Source organism: Anaerococcus sp. (genome assembly GCF_022770135.1).
In the GTDB taxonomy this organism is placed as follows: Bacteria; Bacillota; Clostridia; order Tissierellales; family Peptoniphilaceae; genus Anaerococcus.
The window spans coordinates 1-19,808 of the sequence record NZ_JALEIL010000019.1 but is presented as its reverse complement, the minus strand read 5'-3'; the positions used below and the strand labels follow the sequence as shown (position 1 = coordinate 19,808).

18 protein-coding genes are annotated in these 19,808 nt (G+C 35.7%); 17 read left to right on the top strand and 1 reads right to left on the bottom strand.

The genetic code is table 11. The features are described from left to right. Positions 1–37 precede the first annotated feature (37 nt). The 8 genes from def to rpe are packed head-to-tail and all read left to right on the top strand — an operon-like array spanning position 38 to position 7,986. Complete coding sequence (gene def / locus MRZ08_RS00725; RefSeq protein WP_297378073.1) at positions 38–514, top strand: peptide deformylase; 477 nt, start codon at positions 38–40, stop codon at positions 512–514. Further along, the gene (fmt, locus tag MRZ08_RS00720; protein ID WP_297378070.1) at positions 507–1,445 is read left to right on the top strand and encodes a methionyl-tRNA formyltransferase; all 939 of its coding nucleotides are present in this window, start codon (positions 507–509) and stop codon (positions 1,443–1,445) included. The genes def and fmt overlap by 8 nt, the downstream gene beginning before the upstream one ends. Beyond that, positions 1,438–2,730: a 16S rRNA (cytosine(967)-C(5))-methyltransferase RsmB gene (rsmB, locus tag MRZ08_RS00715; RefSeq protein WP_297378067.1), complete on the top strand. Its 1,293-nt coding sequence runs from the start codon at positions 1,438–1,440 to the stop codon at positions 2,728–2,730. The genes fmt and rsmB overlap by 8 nt, the downstream gene beginning before the upstream one ends. Then, on the top strand, positions 2,720–3,745 hold the full coding sequence (rlmN, locus tag MRZ08_RS00710) for a 23S rRNA (adenine(2503)-C(2))-methyltransferase RlmN (protein WP_297378064.1): 1,026 nt from the start codon (positions 2,720–2,722) through the stop codon (positions 3,743–3,745). The genes rsmB and rlmN overlap by 11 nt, the downstream gene beginning before the upstream one ends. Before the next feature lie 2 nt (positions 3,746–3,747). Further along, positions 3,748–4,473, top strand: coding sequence for a Stp1/IreP family PP2C-type Ser/Thr phosphatase (locus MRZ08_RS00705; RefSeq protein WP_297378061.1), 726 nt, complete (start codon positions 3,748–3,750; stop codon positions 4,471–4,473). Between the two features lie 8 nt (positions 4,474–4,481). Then, positions 4,482–6,446, top strand: coding sequence for a Stk1 family PASTA domain-containing Ser/Thr kinase (gene pknB, locus MRZ08_RS00700; protein WP_297378058.1), 1,965 nt, complete (start codon positions 4,482–4,484; stop codon positions 6,444–6,446). Then, positions 6,443–7,315 carry a ribosome small subunit-dependent GTPase A gene (rsgA, locus tag MRZ08_RS00695; protein ID WP_297378055.1) on the top strand — a complete coding sequence of 291 codons (873 nt, stop codon included), beginning with the start codon at positions 6,443–6,445 and terminating at the stop codon, positions 7,313–7,315. Before pknB ends, rsgA begins: the two co-directional genes overlap by 4 nt. Continuing rightward, positions 7,309–7,986 carry a ribulose-phosphate 3-epimerase gene (gene rpe / locus MRZ08_RS00690; protein ID WP_297378052.1) on the top strand — a complete coding sequence of 226 codons (678 nt, stop codon included), beginning with the start codon at positions 7,309–7,311 and terminating at the stop codon, positions 7,984–7,986. Before rsgA ends, rpe begins: the two co-directional genes overlap by 7 nt. A gap of 84 nt (positions 7,987–8,070) precedes the next feature. Here the strand turns inward: rpe and rpmB are convergent, their stop codons facing one another. Beyond that, a complete protein-coding gene (gene rpmB / locus MRZ08_RS00685; RefSeq protein WP_297378049.1) occupies positions 8,071–8,259 on the bottom strand; it encodes a 50S ribosomal protein L28 in 189 nt (62 codons plus the stop codon). Positions 8,260–8,439: 180 nt separating this feature from the next. Here rpmB and murB point away from each other — a divergent pair, with 180 nt between their 5' ends. The 9 genes from murB to MRZ08_RS00640 form a co-directional block, all read left to right on the top strand. Further along, positions 8,440–9,342, top strand: a complete 903-nt coding sequence (gene murB / locus MRZ08_RS00680) for a UDP-N-acetylmuramate dehydrogenase (RefSeq protein WP_297378045.1) — start codon at positions 8,440–8,442, stop codon at positions 9,340–9,342. After that, positions 9,342–10,190, top strand: a complete 849-nt coding sequence (rapZ, locus tag MRZ08_RS00675) for an RNase adapter RapZ (protein WP_297378041.1) — start codon at positions 9,342–9,344, stop codon at positions 10,188–10,190. Before murB ends, rapZ begins: the two co-directional genes overlap by 1 nt. Then, on the top strand, positions 10,184–10,906 hold the full coding sequence (locus MRZ08_RS00670) for a tyrosine-protein phosphatase (RefSeq protein WP_297378038.1): 723 nt from the start codon (positions 10,184–10,186) through the stop codon (positions 10,904–10,906). Before rapZ ends, MRZ08_RS00670 begins: the two co-directional genes overlap by 7 nt. A 12-nt stretch (positions 10,907–10,918) precedes the next feature. Continuing rightward, entirely contained in the window at positions 10,919–11,821 is a 903-nt protein-coding gene (gene whiA / locus MRZ08_RS00665; RefSeq protein ID WP_297378036.1) for a DNA-binding protein WhiA, read from the top strand. Positions 11,822–11,831: 10 nt separating this feature from the next. Further along, positions 11,832–15,278 carry a DNA polymerase III subunit alpha gene (locus MRZ08_RS00660; RefSeq protein WP_297378033.1) on the top strand — a complete coding sequence of 1,149 codons (3,447 nt, stop codon included), beginning with the start codon at positions 11,832–11,834 and terminating at the stop codon, positions 15,276–15,278. Between the two features lie 9 nt (positions 15,279–15,287). After that, the gene (gene pfkA / locus MRZ08_RS00655; RefSeq protein WP_297378030.1) at positions 15,288–16,247 is read left to right on the top strand and encodes a 6-phosphofructokinase; all 960 of its coding nucleotides are present in this window, start codon (positions 15,288–15,290) and stop codon (positions 16,245–16,247) included. Between the two features lie 8 nt (positions 16,248–16,255). After that, on the top strand, positions 16,256–18,028 hold the full coding sequence (gene pyk / locus MRZ08_RS00650; RefSeq protein WP_297378026.1) for a pyruvate kinase: 1,773 nt from the start codon (positions 16,256–16,258) through the stop codon (positions 18,026–18,028). Next, positions 18,028–19,275: a 23S rRNA (uracil(1939)-C(5))-methyltransferase RlmD gene (rlmD, locus tag MRZ08_RS00645; protein WP_297378023.1), complete on the top strand. Its 1,248-nt coding sequence runs from the start codon at positions 18,028–18,030 to the stop codon at positions 19,273–19,275. Before pyk ends, rlmD begins: the two co-directional genes overlap by 1 nt. A 230-nt stretch (positions 19,276–19,505) precedes the next feature. Further along, positions 19,506–19,808, top strand: a 303-nt coding sequence (locus MRZ08_RS00640) for a replication initiator protein A (protein WP_297378020.1), incomplete at its 3' end; no start/stop codon positions are given.

Below are 19,808 nucleotides of genomic sequence, written 5' to 3'. Positions count from 1 at the left end.
CTTTACAAAAGTACAATAAAGTAGATAAGGAGGAAGTATGGCAATTAGAAATATAAGAAAAGAAGGGGATCCAATTTTAAGAAAAACTTCCAAAGTTGTCCCTGAAATTACAGATAGAATTAAAGTTTTACTAGACGACATGGCTGATACTATGTATGAAGCCGATGGTGTCGGTCTTGCTGCTCCTCAAGTCGGAATTTTAAAAAGAATAATAGTGGTAGATCCACATGACGATACTACAGGGCTTGTCAAGCTCGTAAATCCTGAGATTATAGAAGCGGATGGAGAGCAGATTGGTATTGAAGGTTGTCTTTCTATACCTAATTTTAATGCGACTGTCAAAAGGCCAGAGCACCTTAAAGTAAAATATTTAGACGAAGAAGGAAACGAAAAGGTCTGGGATGCCCATGGTTTTCCAGCAGAAATCTTATCTCATGAGATAGACCATCTAGATGGAATTCTCTTTAGGGATAAGGCTATTGAAGAGGTTAAATTCGATACAGAAAATGATTAATATATGTTTTATGGGCAATCCAAAGTTTGCAGTGCGAACTTTGGATGTTCTTTATAATGATGAAAATATAGACGTAAAGCTTGTTGTAAGCTCTCCTGATAAGAAGAGAAATAGGGGAAAAGTTACACCAACAGAGATTAAGAAATATGCTGAGGATAAGGGGATTGATGTTCTAACTCCAAAGACAGTAAATAGCCCTGAATTTGTAGAAGGCCTCAAAGAGTTAGATATCGACTATATTGTAGTTGTAGCCTTTGGGCAACTTATAGGCAAGGACTTACTTGAAGCCTACGAAGATAGGATAATTAATCTTCATCCATCAATCCTTCCAGCCTACAGAGGAGCAAGCCCTATGCAGTTTTCTCTATTAAATGGAGATAATGTAACTGCAGCTACAACTATGCTTATAGAAAAGGGAATGGATTCCGGTGATATACTTATCCAAGAGGAAGTTCCAATAGAAGATAGTGATGATTACACAAGTCTTGAAGAGAAACTTAGCGAAATAGGGGCGAAGGCAATTAGAAAAACTATCTTAAACTTCGATGAAGTCTATAAAAATAGAGAAAAACAAGACGATAGCCAAGCGACTTTCTGTACAAAAATCACAAAAGATATGGGAAGAATCGATTGGAATAAAAGTTCTTCAGAAATTATTAATAAAATCAGAGCCTTTGTTGAATATCCTGCAGCCTTTTTTGTTTATGAAGGATCAAATGTTAAGGTTTACAAGGCAGAAATCGCCCAAGGCTATGAAGGAAAGCCTGGCTTTGTTTATGAGGCAAATCCTAAGGAAAAAATTGTAATTGGAACAAAAGATGGGGCTATTAGGGTAGAGAAAATTCAATTTCCAGGAAAGAAGGCCATGGATACTAAGTCCTTCCTCATGGGCAATACTTTCGAAGAAAAAATTACTTTAGCCAATGAATGATTTAGAACTAATACTTAACTCACTTGTAAGGACCATCTACGAGGATAAGAAGAGTAACGAGGAGATAAATTATCTAGAAAAGAGAGTCGATAATCTCCCATACGCTACCAAAGTTATTTATGGAGTCCTGGAAAATAAAATCTATATAGATTATATGATAGGAAAATTATCCAAGATAAGACTTAAGAAAATCCACAAAAATGTCCTTACTATTCTAGAAATCGGAATCTACAATATACATTTTTTAGAAACTAAGGATTATGCCACAGTGGATAAGCTAGTTGAACTTACAAAGAAAAAGAATAAAAGATCATCTGGCTTTGTAAATGCTATCTTAAGAAATTTTATAAGAGAAGAGAAGAAAATAGCAAAGATTAAGATAAGTGATGATATAAAGTCACTTTCTGTGAGATACTCTATGCCAGAGGATATCACTAGATATATATTTGATAACTACGGCATGGATTATACTAAAGCCTTCCTACGCTATAGCAATAGTGAGGCGGTACTTTCTATTAGGATTAATAGATTAAAGGCTGATAAGGAAAGTCTAATTAAAAAGCTTAAAGCTAAGGGATTTGAATTAGAAGAATCAAAGATAAGTGAAAATGCTCTTTTGGTAAAGAATCCTTCAGGCCTTGTAGCCACTAGTGAGTTTAAGGAGGGACTTTTTACTATCCAACAAGAAGCAAGCATGAAGACGGTTGAGGTTCTTGATCCCAAAGAGGATTCAAAAATCCTAGACTTATGTGCAGCTCCAGGTACTAAGACTAGCTACCTTGCTGAATATAGCAGAAATTCTGGTAAAATAATAGCAAATGACATCTCTAGGAATAAGTTAAGTCTTATAAGAGAAAACATCAAAAGATTAGGCCTCAGTAATATTGAGATTGACTCTTTTGATGCGAGTGTGTGCAGATCTGATTTTGAGGAAAAATTCGACTATGTCTTGGTCGATGCCCCTTGCTCTGGACTTGGAGTAATGGCGAGAAAGCCTGAGATTAGATACAATAGAACTATGGCTGATATTAAAGCTTTGGCAGAGCTTCAAAGACAAATTTTAGTCTCTGCTATCAGATATCTTAAGCCAGGTGGAATTCTAGTCTATTCAACTTGCACTCTTGGTAATATCGAAAATGTCGATAATTATAATTTCTTAAAAGCAGATGAAAGATTAACTTCTTTAGAAATTGATGGCAAGAAATACCTAGAGTTTGTAAGTTTCGAGGATAAAACTGACGGATTCTTTATAAGTAAGTTTAAGAAGAAAGATTATGAAAGATAAATTAAATGACAAATCCATAAAGGAATTGGAAGAAATTTTCACCAAAGAAGGCTATCAAAAATTCAGAGCCAAGCAAGTTTATAGGCAAATTCATGTAAATAAGGTCAACGACTTTACACAAATGAGCGATCTTTCTAAGGATATGGGGGGGAATTTATCAGAAAAATTTGACTTCCCTCAGATGAAAGTAGAAAGGGAATTTGTATCTGAGCTTGATAATACAAAGAAATACCTATTTTCTCTTGCTGATGGAAATATCATAGAGGCAGTCTTTATGGATTATGATAAGAGAAAAACTATATGTATATCTTCGCAAGTAGGTTGCAGGATGGGCTGTAAATTCTGTGCTTCAACCAAAAACGGGCTTGAAAGAAACCTAAGTGCAGGAGAACTAATAGAAGAAGTCTATGCACTAGAGAGACTCAATGGAGATATAAATAATATAGTGATAATGGGCATAGGTGAGCCTTTGGATAATTACGAAAATATTAGAAAATTCATCGAAATTATCACTGACGAAAAAGGGAGAAACTTATCCCATAGGTCTATTACACTTTCTACTTCTGGCCTAAGCCCAATGATTAGAAAGCTTGCGGATAGTGGTCTTGATGTAAATCTAGCAGTCTCCCTTCACTATGCAGATGATGATAAAAGACGTAAATTTATGCCGATTGCCAACAAATACAGCATTGGGAGTCTAATGGAGGCGACAGATTATTATCTGGATAGGACCAAAAGAAGGGTAAGCTTCGAGTATGTAGTGATTGATGGGGTCAATAATCTTGATAGTGACGTATCTAATTTAACCAGCCTATTTAAGGGCAAAAACGTCCACATCAATTTAATTCCCCTAAATCCAATCGAGGAGTTTTCTTATGATAGGCCCAAATCTACTGCCCTAAGAGACTTTAGGGATAAACTTTTAAAGAAAAAATTAAACACAACCATTAGAAAGTCGATGGGATCAGATATCGATGCATCTTGTGGTCAGCTTAGAAATAATTATGCGAGGTGAGCATGAAATTTAGTACAATATCAAATATTGGAAAAATAAGGCAGGAAAATGAAGATGCTTATGCAAATACGACCATTGGCGATTTGGATTTTTTTATAGTTGCCGATGGGATGGGAGGTCATAGCAGGGGAGAAGTCGCAAGTAAGCTTGCTAGTAAGTCTTATATAGAATTTATTGAAAAGGCAAACTTAGATGACTACTCATCCTATATCGATCTTCAAGAGGAAGCTATAAAGTATGCCAACGACAAGATCTATGAATTGTCAGACGACAGCGAAGGTCTTAGGATGGGGACTACTGTAGTTTGCATGATAATTGATAGGAAAAATGCTACTTATTACATATCTCATGTTGGAGATTCTAGGATTTATATCTACCAGGATAAAAAACTTAGCCTAAAAACGAGAGACCACTCTTTGATTAATGACCTAATAGATACAGGTTCTCTAACAGAAGACGAGGCAGAAAACTTCATCAACAAGTCTGCTATAACCAAGGCAGTTGGCACAGAAGATGTGATAGAGCCAGAAAGTCAGACTTTCTCCATGAAAGATGGGGATGTAGTTTTGATGTTTACAGATGGTTTGTCTAACGAGCTTACAGATGAAGAGATAACTAAAGTAGTTAACGAATCTGATGAGGCATATGATATCTCATCAAGACTTGTTGAACTAGCACTTAATAAGGGTGGTCGCGATAATATAACAGTGACCACGATTTTAATATAAGAGGTAATATGGAAAAGATAATTTTGGACAATAGGTACGAGATTATAGAGCAGATTGGCCTTGGAGGAATGGCTAAGGTCTACAAGGCCAAAGATAGGCTTTTGGATAGATTTGTTGCCATTAAGGTACTTAAGGATCAGTATGCAGAAGATGAAGAGTTTCTAAAGAAATTCAACAATGAAGCTCAGTCTGCTGCAAAGCTTAATCATGTCAATATAGTAAATGTCTACGATATAGGAGAAGACCTCCTTGAAGGAAGAAAGATTTACTATATAGTCATGGAATATGTTGAAGGGCAAACTCTTAAGGATCTAATAGATGAAGAAGGAAAGCTTTCTAACCACGATATAATAGATTATTCTGTGCAGATAGCCCAAGCCCTAAAGTCTGCCCACGCATCAGGTATTATCCACAGGGATATCAAGCCACAAAACATTTTGATAGATAAGTTTGGACTTGCCAAGGTCACTGACTTTGGTATAGCGAGAGTCTCATCAAATGCTACCATAACATATACATCTTCCATTCTAGGAACAGTTCATTATATATCACCAGAACAAGCCAAGGGTAAGATTGTCGATGAGAAAAGCGATCTGTATTCTCTTGGAGCTGTGATGTATGAGATGGCAACAGGAAAGGTTCCATTTGATGCGGACAATTCTGTAGGAATTGCTGTAATGCATATTCAAGATAAGGCAAGGCCTGCCAAGGAATTAAATCCTGATCTTTCTGATCATCTAAATTTTATTATTATGAAGCTTCTTGAAAAGGAGCCGGGCAATAGATTCCTAAATGCGACAGAGCTTATAGATAGTCTTGAAAATCAGAATTTCTCTAACAAGCAGGTCCTTGAAGAGACAGCGAGAATTCCAATAGTTGTCCCAAATAAGGAAAAGAAAAAGAAGAAAAAAGCAAAGAAGGAAGTGACTCCAAAGTCCGAAGAAGCAGTTTATGTTTCTCCTACAGATGAAGAACCAGAAGAAAAGGAGAAAAATAAATCACTTAAGATTTGGCCACTGGCCTTGCTTGCTCTAATATTGGTTGGAGCAGTGTATCATTTTATGTCTAGACCAAAAGTAGATGTTCTGGAAGTTCCAACGGTAATTAACCTAAGCCAAGAGATGGCAGTCAAGGAACTCGAAAAGAGAGGCCTTAAGGCAAATATCTCAAGGACAGAAGAAAGCGACGATTATGACAAGGGTAAGGTAATGAAGCAAGACCCTGAGGCAAACACTGAAGTTAAAAAAGGAACTACAGTAAATCTTGTAATCAGTGCTGGAAGAGAAGTGAGCGTGCCAGATCTTGCTGGACTCAATCTAACAGAGGCAGAAGAAAAACTCAAAGAGCTGGGTCTAAGTATAGGAAGGACGAGCACGGAATATAGTGATCAAGTCGAAAAAGACTTAATCATTGATCAAAATCCAAGATCTTCTACAAACCTTCAAGCAGGAAGTAAGGTCGACCTTATTATTAGTGCAGGACCTGAGGAGAAGATTGAGAATATAGAAGTCCCTAGTCTTATTGGTATGAGCGAGGAACAAGCAGCAAGTCTAATCAGTCAATACGGACTTGTCCTTAGAAATGTAGATTACACGGAAAGTGAAGATGTAGAAAAGGGCAACGTTATAAGTCAATCCATATCTGAAGGAACCCTAGTAGCACCACAATCTCAAATAGATTTAGTAATATCTAATGGAAAGAAGGAGAAAGAAAAGGATAAGGAAGATAGGACAAATCAAGCTAAAAATGTAGATCTGAGACTTAATATAAATAATGGTAAAGATAAATTCAACGTCAAAATTTACAAGCTTGATGACAACGATAAGAGAAGCGACATCTTATATGACCAAAATCAAACTAGCAAGGATTTAGATGAAAGCCAAGTCCTACAACTAAACTTCCAAGCTGTACAAAATACCAAATTTGAAGTCTTGGTAGATGATGAATCTTACGGAGTGTATACAGTAAATTGAAACAAGGAAAGATTATCAAAGCTCAAAAAGAATTATATTATGTAGATTGTAATGGAAAGATCCTAATGGCCAAGGCTAGGGGTAATTTCAGAGTAAAAAAGATTAAGCCTCTGGTTGGGGATAATGTAGTAATCGATGATCTTGAAGATCATAAGGCCTATATTACAGAAATTCTTCCAAGAAAGAACGAAATAAAAAGACCAAATATTTCTAACATAGACCAGATTTTACTATTTGCGACAATCAAGGACCCAATCCTAAATCTCTACAATCTCGATAAATATCTTGCCATGTGCGAGTACAAGGATATGGATGTGGTGATAGTCCTATCCAAACTTGACTTGTGTGAGAGAAAAGAAGTAGAAGATTTCGAGAAAATTTACGAAAATATAGGATATAAGCTTATAAGTCTAGATAATTTCAATAATTTTCCTAAAGAGAGAATACTTGAAATCCTAAAAAATAAGACATCAGCAGTATCAGGAGCAAGCGGTGTGGGTAAATCTACCTTTCTTAACAATTTAATCGATGTAGATGTAGAGACTGGATCCATTTCTGAAAAGAGCAAGAGGGGGAAGAACACTACCCGACATACAGAAATATTTAAAATCGGAGAGGATAGTTTCCTCTTTGACACCCCTGGCTTTGACTCTTTTGATATCGACTTTATAGAAGATGAGAAAGAATTAAAGTATTTGTTTAGGGAATTTAGAGATAAGAAATGTAAGTTTAAGGATTGTAACCATATCAATGAACCAGCCTGTGGAGTAAAAAGCTCTCTAGCTGATGGTCTTATTTCTAAAAGTAGGTATGATAATTATCTCATGCTTTTTGAGGAAGTTAAAAAAAGGAGAGAAAATAAATGGTAGAACTAGCACCTTCAATACTTTCATGTGACTTTTCAAGACTACAAGAAAATCTTGACGATACTAAAGATACGAGACTTAAGATGCTTCATATAGACGTCATGGATGGAATCTTTGTTCCAAACATCTCCTTTGGCTTCAAGATAATAGAAGATATCAGAAAGAGAAATGATTATTTCTTTGATACTCACCTTATGATAGAAAGACCTGAAAGATATATAGAAAGATTCGTAAAAGCAGGATCTGATAGGATAACTTTTCATATAGAGGCTACTGATAATCCAAGCGAAGTAATTAGCCTTATAAAGTCTTTTGGCATAGAAGCAGGAATTACTCTAAAGCCTGCGACAGATCCAAAAGAGATTTTGCCCTTCCTAAAAAATTTGGATTGCGTACTCGTAATGAGTGTCGAGCCAGGATTTGGCGGGCAAAGTTTTATGGAAGATAGCCTCGATAAGGTTAGGATTTTTAGAGAATATATTGATGATAATAAGCTTGATACTAAGATTGAGATAGATGGAGGTATCAAAACTACTAACGTAAGTAGAGTAATCGAAGCTGGATGTGACGAGATAGTTTCAGGTTCAGATATATTCGGAAAAGATGATATCAAAAAACAAATAGAAGAATATTATAAGATATTTGACCAAGCAAAAAGCACTTGTAGGGATTAAGACCTCAAGTGCTTTTTAAATAAAAGAACCACTGATTACTCGGTGGTCGTTAAATCTTATTTAAAATAAAAAAACATTTTGCAATTATGCTTTTTCTACTTTACCGCTTTTTAGACATTTTGCACAAACATTTATTGTTTTAGGTGTTCCATCAACTAAAGCTTTAACTTTATGAACATTTGCCTTAAATTTTCTATTGATTTGTCTGTGAGAGAAAGTTACACTCTTACCTGATTGTGTTCCCTTACTGCAGATATCACATGTTCTTGCCATTCTTACACCTCCTAGCTTTTATTCATCTTTATTATTCTACCAAATATCAAGACAAATTACAAATTTTTCTTTCGATTTTCTCCAAAATAATTTGCAAGTCTCTCCAATAGTTATTGGACAGTCTTTATGGTATAGTCTTTGTAGTAATAAAAGAGATTTAAATGAATCGCAGGAGGTAATATGGATTTAGAATCTATATACAAAAACGAGGATGTAGGCGAAGTTTTATTTGCAGAGAAGCTTAGCGACTACACGACTTTTGGCATAGGCGGATTAGCTGATGTCATGATTAAACCATACAAAGAAGAGCAATTACAAAATATACTAAAGATAAATCATAGAGAAAATATCAAGACGACAGTAATAGGAAGAGGATCCAATCTCTTAATTAGCGATAAGGGAATTAGGGGATGTGTCATAGTTTTGGCAGATAATTTCGACAAAATCGAAAGAGATGGAGATATCCTAACAGCCCTTGCAGGAACAAGCTTAAATGAGCTTGCCCTATTTGCTATAGAAAGAGGACTTGCTGGCATGGAAGAGATATCAGGCATACCAGGATCAGTTGGAGGAGCTGTTGCTATGAATGCAGGAGCCTATGGTGGAGAGATTAAGGATATATGTGTTAATGTCAAGGCCTTCGATTTTGCTGGCAGGGAATACAACTTTACCAATAGTCAAATGAACTTTTCCTACAGACATTCCAAAATCTTTGAAGATGACCTAATAGTTTCTTCTGCAAGCTTTAAGTTAGAAGCAGGAAATAAGGAAGAAATCGAAGAAAGATATCAAGACTTCACCGATAGAAGAGTTACAAAGCAGCCCCTAGATAGAAAATCAGCGGGTTCAACCTTCAAAAGACCTACAGGATCTTACGCATCTAAGCTCATAGATGAATGTGGTCTGAGAGGCTATAGGAAGGGAGAATGCCAAGTTAGCGAGAAGCATTGTGGTTTTATAATCAATGTAGATAATGCTACATGCGAGGATATGCTTTCTTTTATAGAAGAAGTTTCTAAGATAGTAAATGAAAAGACAGGATTTGTATTAGAAAGAGAAGTTAAACTAATCGGAGACTTTTAATGATACTTAAAATTATCACAGGCCTTAGCGGTTCTGGTAAGACTACAGCCCTTCGTGCCTTTGAAGATATGGGATATTACGCTATGGACAATGTCCCAGCCTACTTGATAGAAAAATTCATAGAGCTTAACGCAAATCAAGAAAATCCCATAGAAAAAATGGCAGTTGTAATAGACTTTAGGTCCTATGCCCTAGACGATGACCTTTACGAATCTTTCCTTAGGCTTAAGAAAGCCAATATCGATACAGAAATCATCTACATTTATTCATCTGACGAGGTGATTTTTACGAGATACAACGAATTAAGACGTCCTCATCCTATGGGTGAGTATGGAAATGTAAGCGAAGGTATCGAGAAAGAAAAGGATATGCTAAAGCCTATCAGAAAGATTGCAGATAGGTTTATAGATACTAGTAATTATAAAATTGCAGAGCTTAAGAGGGTGATTGAAGATTCTGCCTTAAAAAAGGATAAAATCATAATAAATCTCATATCCTTTGGCTTTAAGTATGGACTTAGTGATAATTTTGAATTTGTATTTGATATGAGATTCTTGCCCAATCCTTACTATATAAAGGACCTTAAAAAGCTGAATGGAACTTGTAAGGATTTACAAGATTATTTGGATTCTTTTGAGATTTCCAAGAAGTTTGAAGATGATTTGTATAGAATGATAAAGAATTTAGTTCCAGAATTTTTAAATCAAGGTAAGGATATAATTAATATTGCCATAGGATGTACTGGAGGCCAGCATAGGTCAGTATATATGGTAGAAAAGCTCTACGAGAGAATGAAAGATGACGATTACATTTTAGTTAAGAAACATAGAGAGAAGGATAGATGGTAAAAAAATACATTAAAAGATATCCCCTAAAGGATGTTCAAAACGCCAGAGACTTAGGTGGAGTTCCAACGCTTGATGGCAATGTGACTAACTGGGGGAAGTTTATCAGGACAGCGACCCTAGATGATGCGAAAGATTATGATATTAACTACCTTAAGGAGATGGGAGTTACTAGAGTAATAGACTTAAGACGTGAAGGTGAGATTGCCCCTCACAAGGAAAGTATTGACAAAATTAAGGATAACTTCGACTATTACAACGTATCTCTTGCAGGAGATAGGGAGTTTAGACAAGAAGATATAGATAAGATTGTCAATAAAGAAATATCAGTAGGAGCAAGCTATAGGAATCTGATAGATAACTACAAGGCAGTCAAAGAGATTATGGAAATATTCGCAGATAATGACGGAGTCAGCCTCTTTCATTGTCAAGAAGGTAAGGATAGGACAGGAATTATTTCTATGATTCTTATGGGTATTTCTAATGTGGCAAGAGCTGATATCATAGCAGATTATGAGGTAAGCTCAGCTCATCTTGGCTATATAGAAAGATATGACGAAGAAGATCCATTTTCTGTATTTAGAATTACGAGTCCTTACAATATGAAGGAAGCCTACGATTATATTCTAAGAAAATACAAGACTTTTGATGATTATTTACTCTATGCCAAGGTTGATAGGGAAACTATTGAAAAAGTGAGGAAAAAAATAGCTGGATAGCTAGGGTGATATATGTCTTTTTCTAAAAGATGTAAGAAAGAAGTACTAAAAAAAGAGCCGATTTCAAAAATGGGCGAACTCTTGTCTATTATTCATTTTATTGGCTCTATAAGAATAAATATGGGTGGTTATAACATCAAGTTTGAAACTGAGTCCAACTCATATGCTAGATATATTTATAATCTAATTAAGGACTTGTATGACTATTCTTCAACCTTCGAGATCTTTGATAAATCATTCAAGGATAAGGATAGAATTTTTACAGTTCTTGTCGAAGATAATGATATATCGGAAGATTTGATTAATAAAAAGACTGAGGGCTTTATAGATAACTTTAATGATATAGAAGATGTGTCCTTAGATGAAATCAAATCTTTTCTTAAGATTGCCTTTATTTATAAAGGCTCTATTAACGACCCTCAAAGAGGTTACAATCTCGAAATCATAGCCCGTGAGGAAAACGAGCTTAAACTTATCAAAGAATCTATGGATACCTTTGACTTAAATGCCAAGATCAACGATAGGGGAGATTATTATATTGTCTATATCAAGGATTCTGATAAGATAAGCGATTTTCTTGCTATAATAGGGGCGAATAAGTCCTTGTTCGAGCTAGAAAATGTCAGGGCAATGAAGTCCATAAGAAATGATATAAATAGACAGACAAATTTTGATAAGGCCAATATTGACAGGACGGTTAAGGCATCTTTAAGGCAAGTAGACGCTATAAAAGCGGTGATTAATAGCGAAGAATACGATAAATTATCAGAAGATATGAAGGAAATTGCAAGTATTAGAATTGATAATCCCTATATTTCTATAGAAGAAATCGGTCAGATGATGGATCCTGTGATGAGTAAGGCCAAGGTTAATTATAGATTACAGAAATTTATAAAGCTTGCAGAAGACTTATAGAGGAGGATAAATGGAAGGAAAATTTACACACTTACACGTTCATACTGAATACTCCTTACTTGATGGATTCTCAAGAATTGACCTCCTCCTCGATAGGGCGAAAGAGCTTGGAATGGATTCTATCGCCATCACAGACCATGGCCAGATGTATGGAGTTATAGAATTTTATAAGCAAGCCAAAAAGCGTGGAATCAAGCCCATTATAGGCTGCGAAGTCTATGTTAGCGAGAAAGACCACACGATTAAGGAAGCGTCTAATAGGAGATATTATCATTTGATTCTTCTAGCAAAAAACATGGATGGCTATAAGAATCTTATAAAGATTGTATCAGAAGCCTATGTAAATGGATTTTACTATAAGCCAAGGGTTTCTTTTGATTTTATAAAAAGGCACTCTGATAATATTATAGCCTTGTCGGCTTGCCTTAATGGTGAAGTTAGTCAAAGACTTATAGAAAATGACTACGAAGGGGCAAAAGAGACGGCTCAAATATACGAAGAGGCTTTCGGCAAGGGAAACTTCTACTTAGAGCTTCAAAATCATGGAATAAAAGAACAAAATCCAGTAAATAGGGGACTTGTGAAAATCCACGAAGAAGAAGACATTCCCCTAGTTGCGACTAATGACATCCATTATATAAATAAAGAAGACGCCTACTACCAAGACGTCCTTTTGTGCATTCAAACAGGTAAGCTTGTAAAGGACGAAGACAGAATGAAGATGCCAGCAAGTGAGTTTTACCTTAAATCTTATGATGAGATGAAGGAACTTTTTGGAGCCTATGAGGGGGCTATTGAAAATACTCGAAAAATCGCTGACCAATGTAATGTAGAATTTACCTTCCATGAACCCCACCTCCCATACTTTACTAAGGTTGAGGAAGGCCTAACTGATTTAGAATATCTAAAAAAACTAGTAGATCAAGGACTTATAAAAAAATATGGAAGTATAAGTGAAAAGATTAGATCGAGGGCAGATAAGGAAATAAAGGTAATTGCTGACATGGGCTATGTAGACTATTTCCTTATAGTTTGGGATTTTGTAAGATATGCTAGGGAAAATGACATAGCAGTAGGACCAGGCAGAGGATCTGCAGCTGGATCTATAGTATCTTATGCATTGGATATTACTCAAATTGACCCCTTAAAATACAAGCTGATTTTCGAAAGATTCTTAAACCCCGAAAGAGTTTCTATGCCGGATATAGATATAGACTTTGACTACGTCCTCCGTGATAAGGTAGTTGAGTATGTAAATGAGCTTTACGGGAGAGATCACGTATCTCAAATCGTAACCTTCGGTAGGATGCAGGCAAGAAATGCCGTAAGGGATGTAGGAAGAGTTTTAGATATTTCTTACGCTAAGGTAGATAAAATTGCCAAGCTCATTCCTCAAGCTATAGGAATGACAATTGACAAGGCCTTTGATTCCTCATCTAAGTTTAAAGAAATTTATGAAAGTGATGTCGAAGCAAAAAGATTAATCGACACTGCAAGAAAGGTCGAGGGACTTCCAAGACATGCCTCAATCCACGCTGCAGGAGTGGTTATCTCCAAGGAAGTCCTAACCGACATAATTCCACTCGCCCTATCCAACGATTTGGTAGTTACCCAATACGATATGACTGAAATCGAGGAGCTAGGCCTACTTAAGATGGACTTTTTGGGTCTAAGAAACCTTACAGTTATAAAAAATACTATCAAGGACGTCAAAAAGAATAGGGGAATTGACGTAGATTTATCACAAATTGACGTAAACGACAAAAATGTTATAGATCAGTTTAATAAGGCAAAGACAATAGGAATTTTTCAGTTTGAATCGGCGGGAATGAGAAACTTCCTAAAGAATCTAAAGCCAACAGTCTTTGATGATTTGATAGCGGCAAACTCACTATTTAGACCAGGACCAATGGATGAGATTCCCAAATACATCCATAACAAGAATAACCCCGAGGATGTGACTTTTATAGATCCGGCCCTTAAGCCAATCCTTGATGTAACTTATGGAATTATTGTCTATCAGGAGCAAGTAATGCAAATTGTCCAAAAACTTGCAGGCTACTCCTTGGGAGAAGCGGATAATCTAAGACGAGCCATGTCCAAGAAAAAGATGGCAGTTATGGAAGAAAATAGGGAAATTTTCATCAATGGAAAAACTGACCCGGATGGCAATATTGTAATTCCAGGTTGCGTAAGAAATGGAGTTGATGAGTCTTCAGCAAATCAAATCTACGATGAAATGATTTCCTTTGCCAAATACGCCTTCAATAAGTCTCACTCGGCAGCTTATTCCTTAGTTGCAGTTCAAACTGCTTATCTAAAACACTATTATCCAGAAGAATATATGGCAAATCTTATCTCTTCTGTGATGGATCAATCATCAAAGCTTTATCTTTATGTGAATGAAACGAAGGCCTTAGGTATAGAAGTCCTTCCACCAGATGTGAACAAGAGTTTTGCTGAGTTTAGTGTAGAAGAAGGTAAGATTATCTTTGGTCTTTCTGGAATCAAAAATGTAGGGACTAACTTAATTGATTCTGTAGTGAAAGCTAGGAAAAAGGATGGAAAGTTTACAAACTTCAAAGACTTCCTCCAAAGAGTCGACGAGATCGATTCGAGATCTCTCAACAAGAAGGGAGTAGAATCCCTCATCAAGGCAGGAGCCTTCGATAGCTTAAAATACACCAGATCTTCCCTAATGGCCATCTATGAAAAGGCCATATCTGCTGTCTCTGATAATAGGAAGATCAACGTCAAAGGGCAGCTTAACTTACTAGACGACTTAGCTGATAAGCCCAAAGAAGATGTTAGAATTCAAGAAATCAATGAATTTCCTAAAAAGACAAAACTAAAGCTAGAAAAAGAGGTCCTAGGCTTTTATATATCTGACCATCCCTTATCAGATTTGGGAGATAGACTTCACGACTTTGTCAACTTCACAACAGATTACAAGGACCATATAGATGATACGAGGATTTATTTACTCGATAATAAATTTGTATCGATGGCTGGGGTCATCACAAACAAGTCAGAAATTATGACCAAGAAAAGACAATTGATGTGCTTTGCAACCCTTGAAGACATGCAAGGGTCAATGGAGATTGTAATTTTCCCTGAAGTCTACAGGAAATATAGGAATGTAATAGATGAAGATAGTGCGGTAATAGTTAAGGGAAACCTTCAAGTAGATGAAAGAGATATAAAACTATTAACAAACGAATTTGTCGACATAGAGAAATTAAATTTAAAAACTTTATACTTAAAATCTAAATACTTAGAGTATAATAAAGTTAGAAACATTCTAGTGCAAAATAAGGGGACCACACCCGTTGTTATATATTTTGCTGACAAAAATAAAAGTGTCAAACTAGATAAGAAATTATGGTTTGATATTAATGAAAAAAGCATTAAAGTATTAGAAGAGTTTTTAGGAAAAGAAAATGTTAAGATTACTTAAGGAGTTGTTATGAAAACTATAGGAATACTTACAAGTGGAGGAGATGCTCCAGGTATGAATTCCGCTATAAGAGCTGCGGTAAGAACAGCTCTTAACAGTGGTTTACGTATCAAAGGTATAAGAAACGGTTATGATGGACTCATGCAAGGAGATATCTATGAGATGAATGTATCATCAGTTGCAGATATAATCCATAAGGGTGGTACCATTCTAGGTACTGCAAGAAGCTTAGAGTTCGAAACACCAGAAGGACAAAAAAGAGGTGCACAAATCCTAAATGATTATGGCATTGAAGGCTTAATCGTAATTGGAGGAGACGGATCCTTCAAGGGAGCTAAGGCCCTATCTGATCTTGGAATCAACACAATAGGAATCCCAGGAACAATTGATAACGATATGGGATATACAGACTTTACAATTGGATTTTTCACAGCGATTGAAACTGTAACAGATGCTATAGGCAAGCTAAGAGATACATCAAGTTCTCACGGCAGGGCTGTCGTTATCGAAGTTATGGGTCGTCACTGCGGAGATCTAGCCCTTTACTCAGGACTTGCAGGAGGAGCTGAGTCTATCATAGTCCCAGAGCATAATTTCTCTATCAATGAAATCATCGATAAGATGGAACATGGTAGAAAAAGAGGTAAGCTCCACCACCTAATCACACTTGCTGAAGGTGTTGGCGATCCTTATTCTCTTGCCAAAGAGCTAGAAGAGAAGACTGGAATCGAAACTAAGGTTACAATCTTAGGCCACGTACAAAGAGGAGGCTCACCATCTGCGGTAGACAGACTATTAGGCTCATCAATGGGATCTCGTGCTGTTAGACTGCTTGAAGAGGGAAAGACAAACCTTGCAATTGGTTATGTAGATGGAAGCATCATAGAAGTTAGCATAGACGAAGCAGTAAGTAAAAAGAGCGAATTCGACGAAAGATTATACGAACTTGCAAATTCTTTATCAAGATAGGAGTAATAATGAAACCTGAAATTTTAAAAAAGACCAAAATAGTATGTACAATTGGACCTGCTAGTGAAGATCCAGCAGTTCTTGAAGAACTAATCAATAACGGCATGAACGTCGCAAGACTTAACTTCTCTCACGGAACTCACGAAGAGCACTTAGCAAAGATTAAAACAATCAGAAGAATCAGAAGAAAACTAAACGTACCTGTAGCTATAATGCTAGATACTAAGGGACCAGAAATCAGAACAGGTAACTTTAATGTAGACGAAATCTTCCTTAAACCAGGAGATATCTTCACCCTAACAACAAGAGACGTAGAAGGTGACCAATCAATCGTATCAGTTTCTTACGAAGGACTACCAGAAGATGTATCAGTAGGGAGCGAAATCTATATAGATGACGGACTTGTTCAATTAGAAGTAATTGAAATTAAAGATGGCACAGATGTAGTTTGTAAGGCACTAAACAACGGAATCCTTTCAGACCACAAGGGAGTTAACCTACCAGGTTCAAAGACAAACCTTCCAGCTATTACACCAAAAGACGTTGATGATATCAAATTTGGTATAGAAAATGACATTGACATCATCGCAGCTTCTTTCGTTCGTAAAAAAGAAGACGTATATGATATTAGAAAAGTTCTAGAAGATCACGGTGGAGAACACATAAAGATTATTTCTAAAATAGAAAGCCAAGAAGGTGTAGATAACGTAGACGAAATCATAGAAGCAAGTGATGGAATCATGGTAGCTAGAGGAGACCTCGGTGTAGAAATTAGAACAGAGCTTATCCCACTAGTACAAAAAGAAGTAATCAGAAAATGTAATGATGCTGCAAAACCAGTTATCACAGCTACACAAATGCTTGACTCAATGATTAGAAACCCAAGACCAACCAGGGCTGAGACAACTGACGTTGCCAATGCTATTATCGATGGAACTGACTGTGTAATGCTTTCAGGAGAAACAGCTGGTGGAAAATATCCAATAGAAGCAGTTAAGACAATGAGAAACATTTGTATCACAACAGAGCTATCAGATGACTTCTATCAAAATATATACGATGTTAAAATCCACTCAGCAAACACAACAACCAACTCAATAGCAAGATCAACCAAAAACATTGCAGAAGAGCTAAGTGCCAAGGCAATAATCTCTTGTACAGCAAGTGGTAACACATCTAGAGTAATATCTAAATTCAAACCTAAGACAAATATAATAGCTGCAACAATCTCTGATAGAGTTGCTAGACAACTATCAATTGTGTGGGGAGTATATCCAATAGTAATCCAAGAAGCAACTGAAACTGATGAGCTAATCGAAAGAGCGATAGTTGGGGCACTAGCTGAAAATTACGTAGAAGAAGGGGACCTAACAGTAGTAACAGCAGGAATCCCACTAGGAGTATCTGGAACAAGTAACCTAATCAAAGTTCACGTTATTGGAGATATCTTGACAAGCGGAACAGGAATCGGAAGCAAATCAGTATCAGGAAAAGTTGTAATTGGATCAACCAAAAAAGAACTAGAAGGCAAATTCGAAGAAGGCGACATCATCGTTGCGAAATTCACCGATTCTGACATTACAGAATATATAGAAAAAGCTTCAGCTGTAGTAACAGAAACTGGTGGACTAACAAGCCATACAGCAGTAGCCGCAGTTCACTTCGGAATCCCTGCAGTAGTAGGAGCTGTAAATGTAATCAACCTCGTAGAAGAAGGCGAAACAATTACAGTAGATCCAATAGGCGGAGTAATATACAAAGGAGAAACAAAAGTTATCTAATGATCATTAAAGATATTGAGATAATTGATATCCTACAAGACGGCAGAGGAGTTGGCAAGAAAGATTCAAAGGTCTACTTTATAGAAGGAGCGACCTTTGGAGAAACTTGCGACATTGAAATAGTCAAGGAAAAGAAAAATTTCATAGAAGCAAGAAAACTTAAAACAACTTCACAAAGCCCATATTATACACAACCTCCATGTCCATATTATTATGAATGTGGGGGTTGTACTATTATGGATATAAATTATGACGAGCAAATAAAACTAAAGAAAAATCTAATTACAAAGGCAATCAAGAAAACTTGTTCAATAGAAATAGACGATCTAGAAATAATAACAAGCGAAAATCTCTCATATAGGAACAAAATAAGACTACAAGTAGACAAGGAGGGAAATCTTTCCTACAATAAGAAGTCTTCGAATGACCTAGTTGCCATTAAAGATTGCCTTCTAGCTAATAATTATATAAGAAAAAATCTTGAAAAAATCCAAAATCTAATTAGGTCTATAGTTGACAATTTAGGAAATATAATTAGAGAAATAAGCATCAGAAGTAACGGAAGTGAGATCTTACTTAACATATATAGCAAAGAGGAAGAAGAATTATACAAATATTTAATAGAAAATCACAAATACCTTCCTTACAACATTAACATTATAAACAAAAAGAAAATCAAAACAATAGGAAAAGACCATCTTATATTCAAAGTAAAAGATAAATCATTTAAAGTATCAAGAGATGACTTCTTCCAAGTAAATGAGTATCAGATACAAAACTTATATCAAAATGCAAGAAATTACCTAGAAGCTGACAAAAAGCTCCTAGACCTCTTCTGTGGATCAGGAATATCATCAATCGCCTTAAATGATGATAAAATAGTAGGAATAGAGATTAACAAAAGTGCCATCAAAGATGCCAAAGAAAATGCCAGAATAAACAATTTAACAGATTACAAATTCATCGACAAAAACGCCAAATACATTGATCAAAAATTCATAGAAAAAGAAAAAATACAAACAGTAACAGTAGACCCACCAAGGGCAGGCCTAGATAAAGAAATAATCAAAACCCTAGCAAATACAAAAATAAAAAACATAATCTACATCTCCTGTAATCCTCAAACACTCGCAAGAGATATCAAAAGATTTATGGATATGGGATATAAACTAAAAGAGGTGAAAGCTGTAGATATGTTTGCTCAAACTATGCATGTGGAGACTATAGCGTTGATACAAAAGATGTAAATTTAGAAATCCTGCATTTTAAGCAGTTTTATAAGCATCTTGTCTTCGATAAAGATGAAGAAGGATACGTCAAAAAGACTCAAAAAAACTATATGGACGTAAGAGTAGTTTTGCAACTGGTATGAGGAGACACAAAGAAAAATATAATAAGATAAAACCCATTTTATACTTTCTACAAGAGTAGCTTAAATAAGGCTGCTCTTTTTTTATTTCAAAGAAAGGAGGCAGGGATGAATTTTGATTATTTTTATAATAGACAATCTGAAATGTATAACTTCATTAGGTTACCTATGGTATTAATGGAAGATGAGATTTTTGAGAGCATTTCTATTGAAGCTAAAGTTTTGTATTCATATATGCTTAATCGAATGGGTCTTTCATATAAAAATGGGTGGATAGATGAAGATGGAAAAGTTTTTATTTATTACACAATGGATTCTATTAAAGAACAATTCAACTGTGCAAATGATAAAGCCTTAAAAATTATGAATGAACTTGATACAAAATCAGGAATTGGATTAATAGAAAAGAAA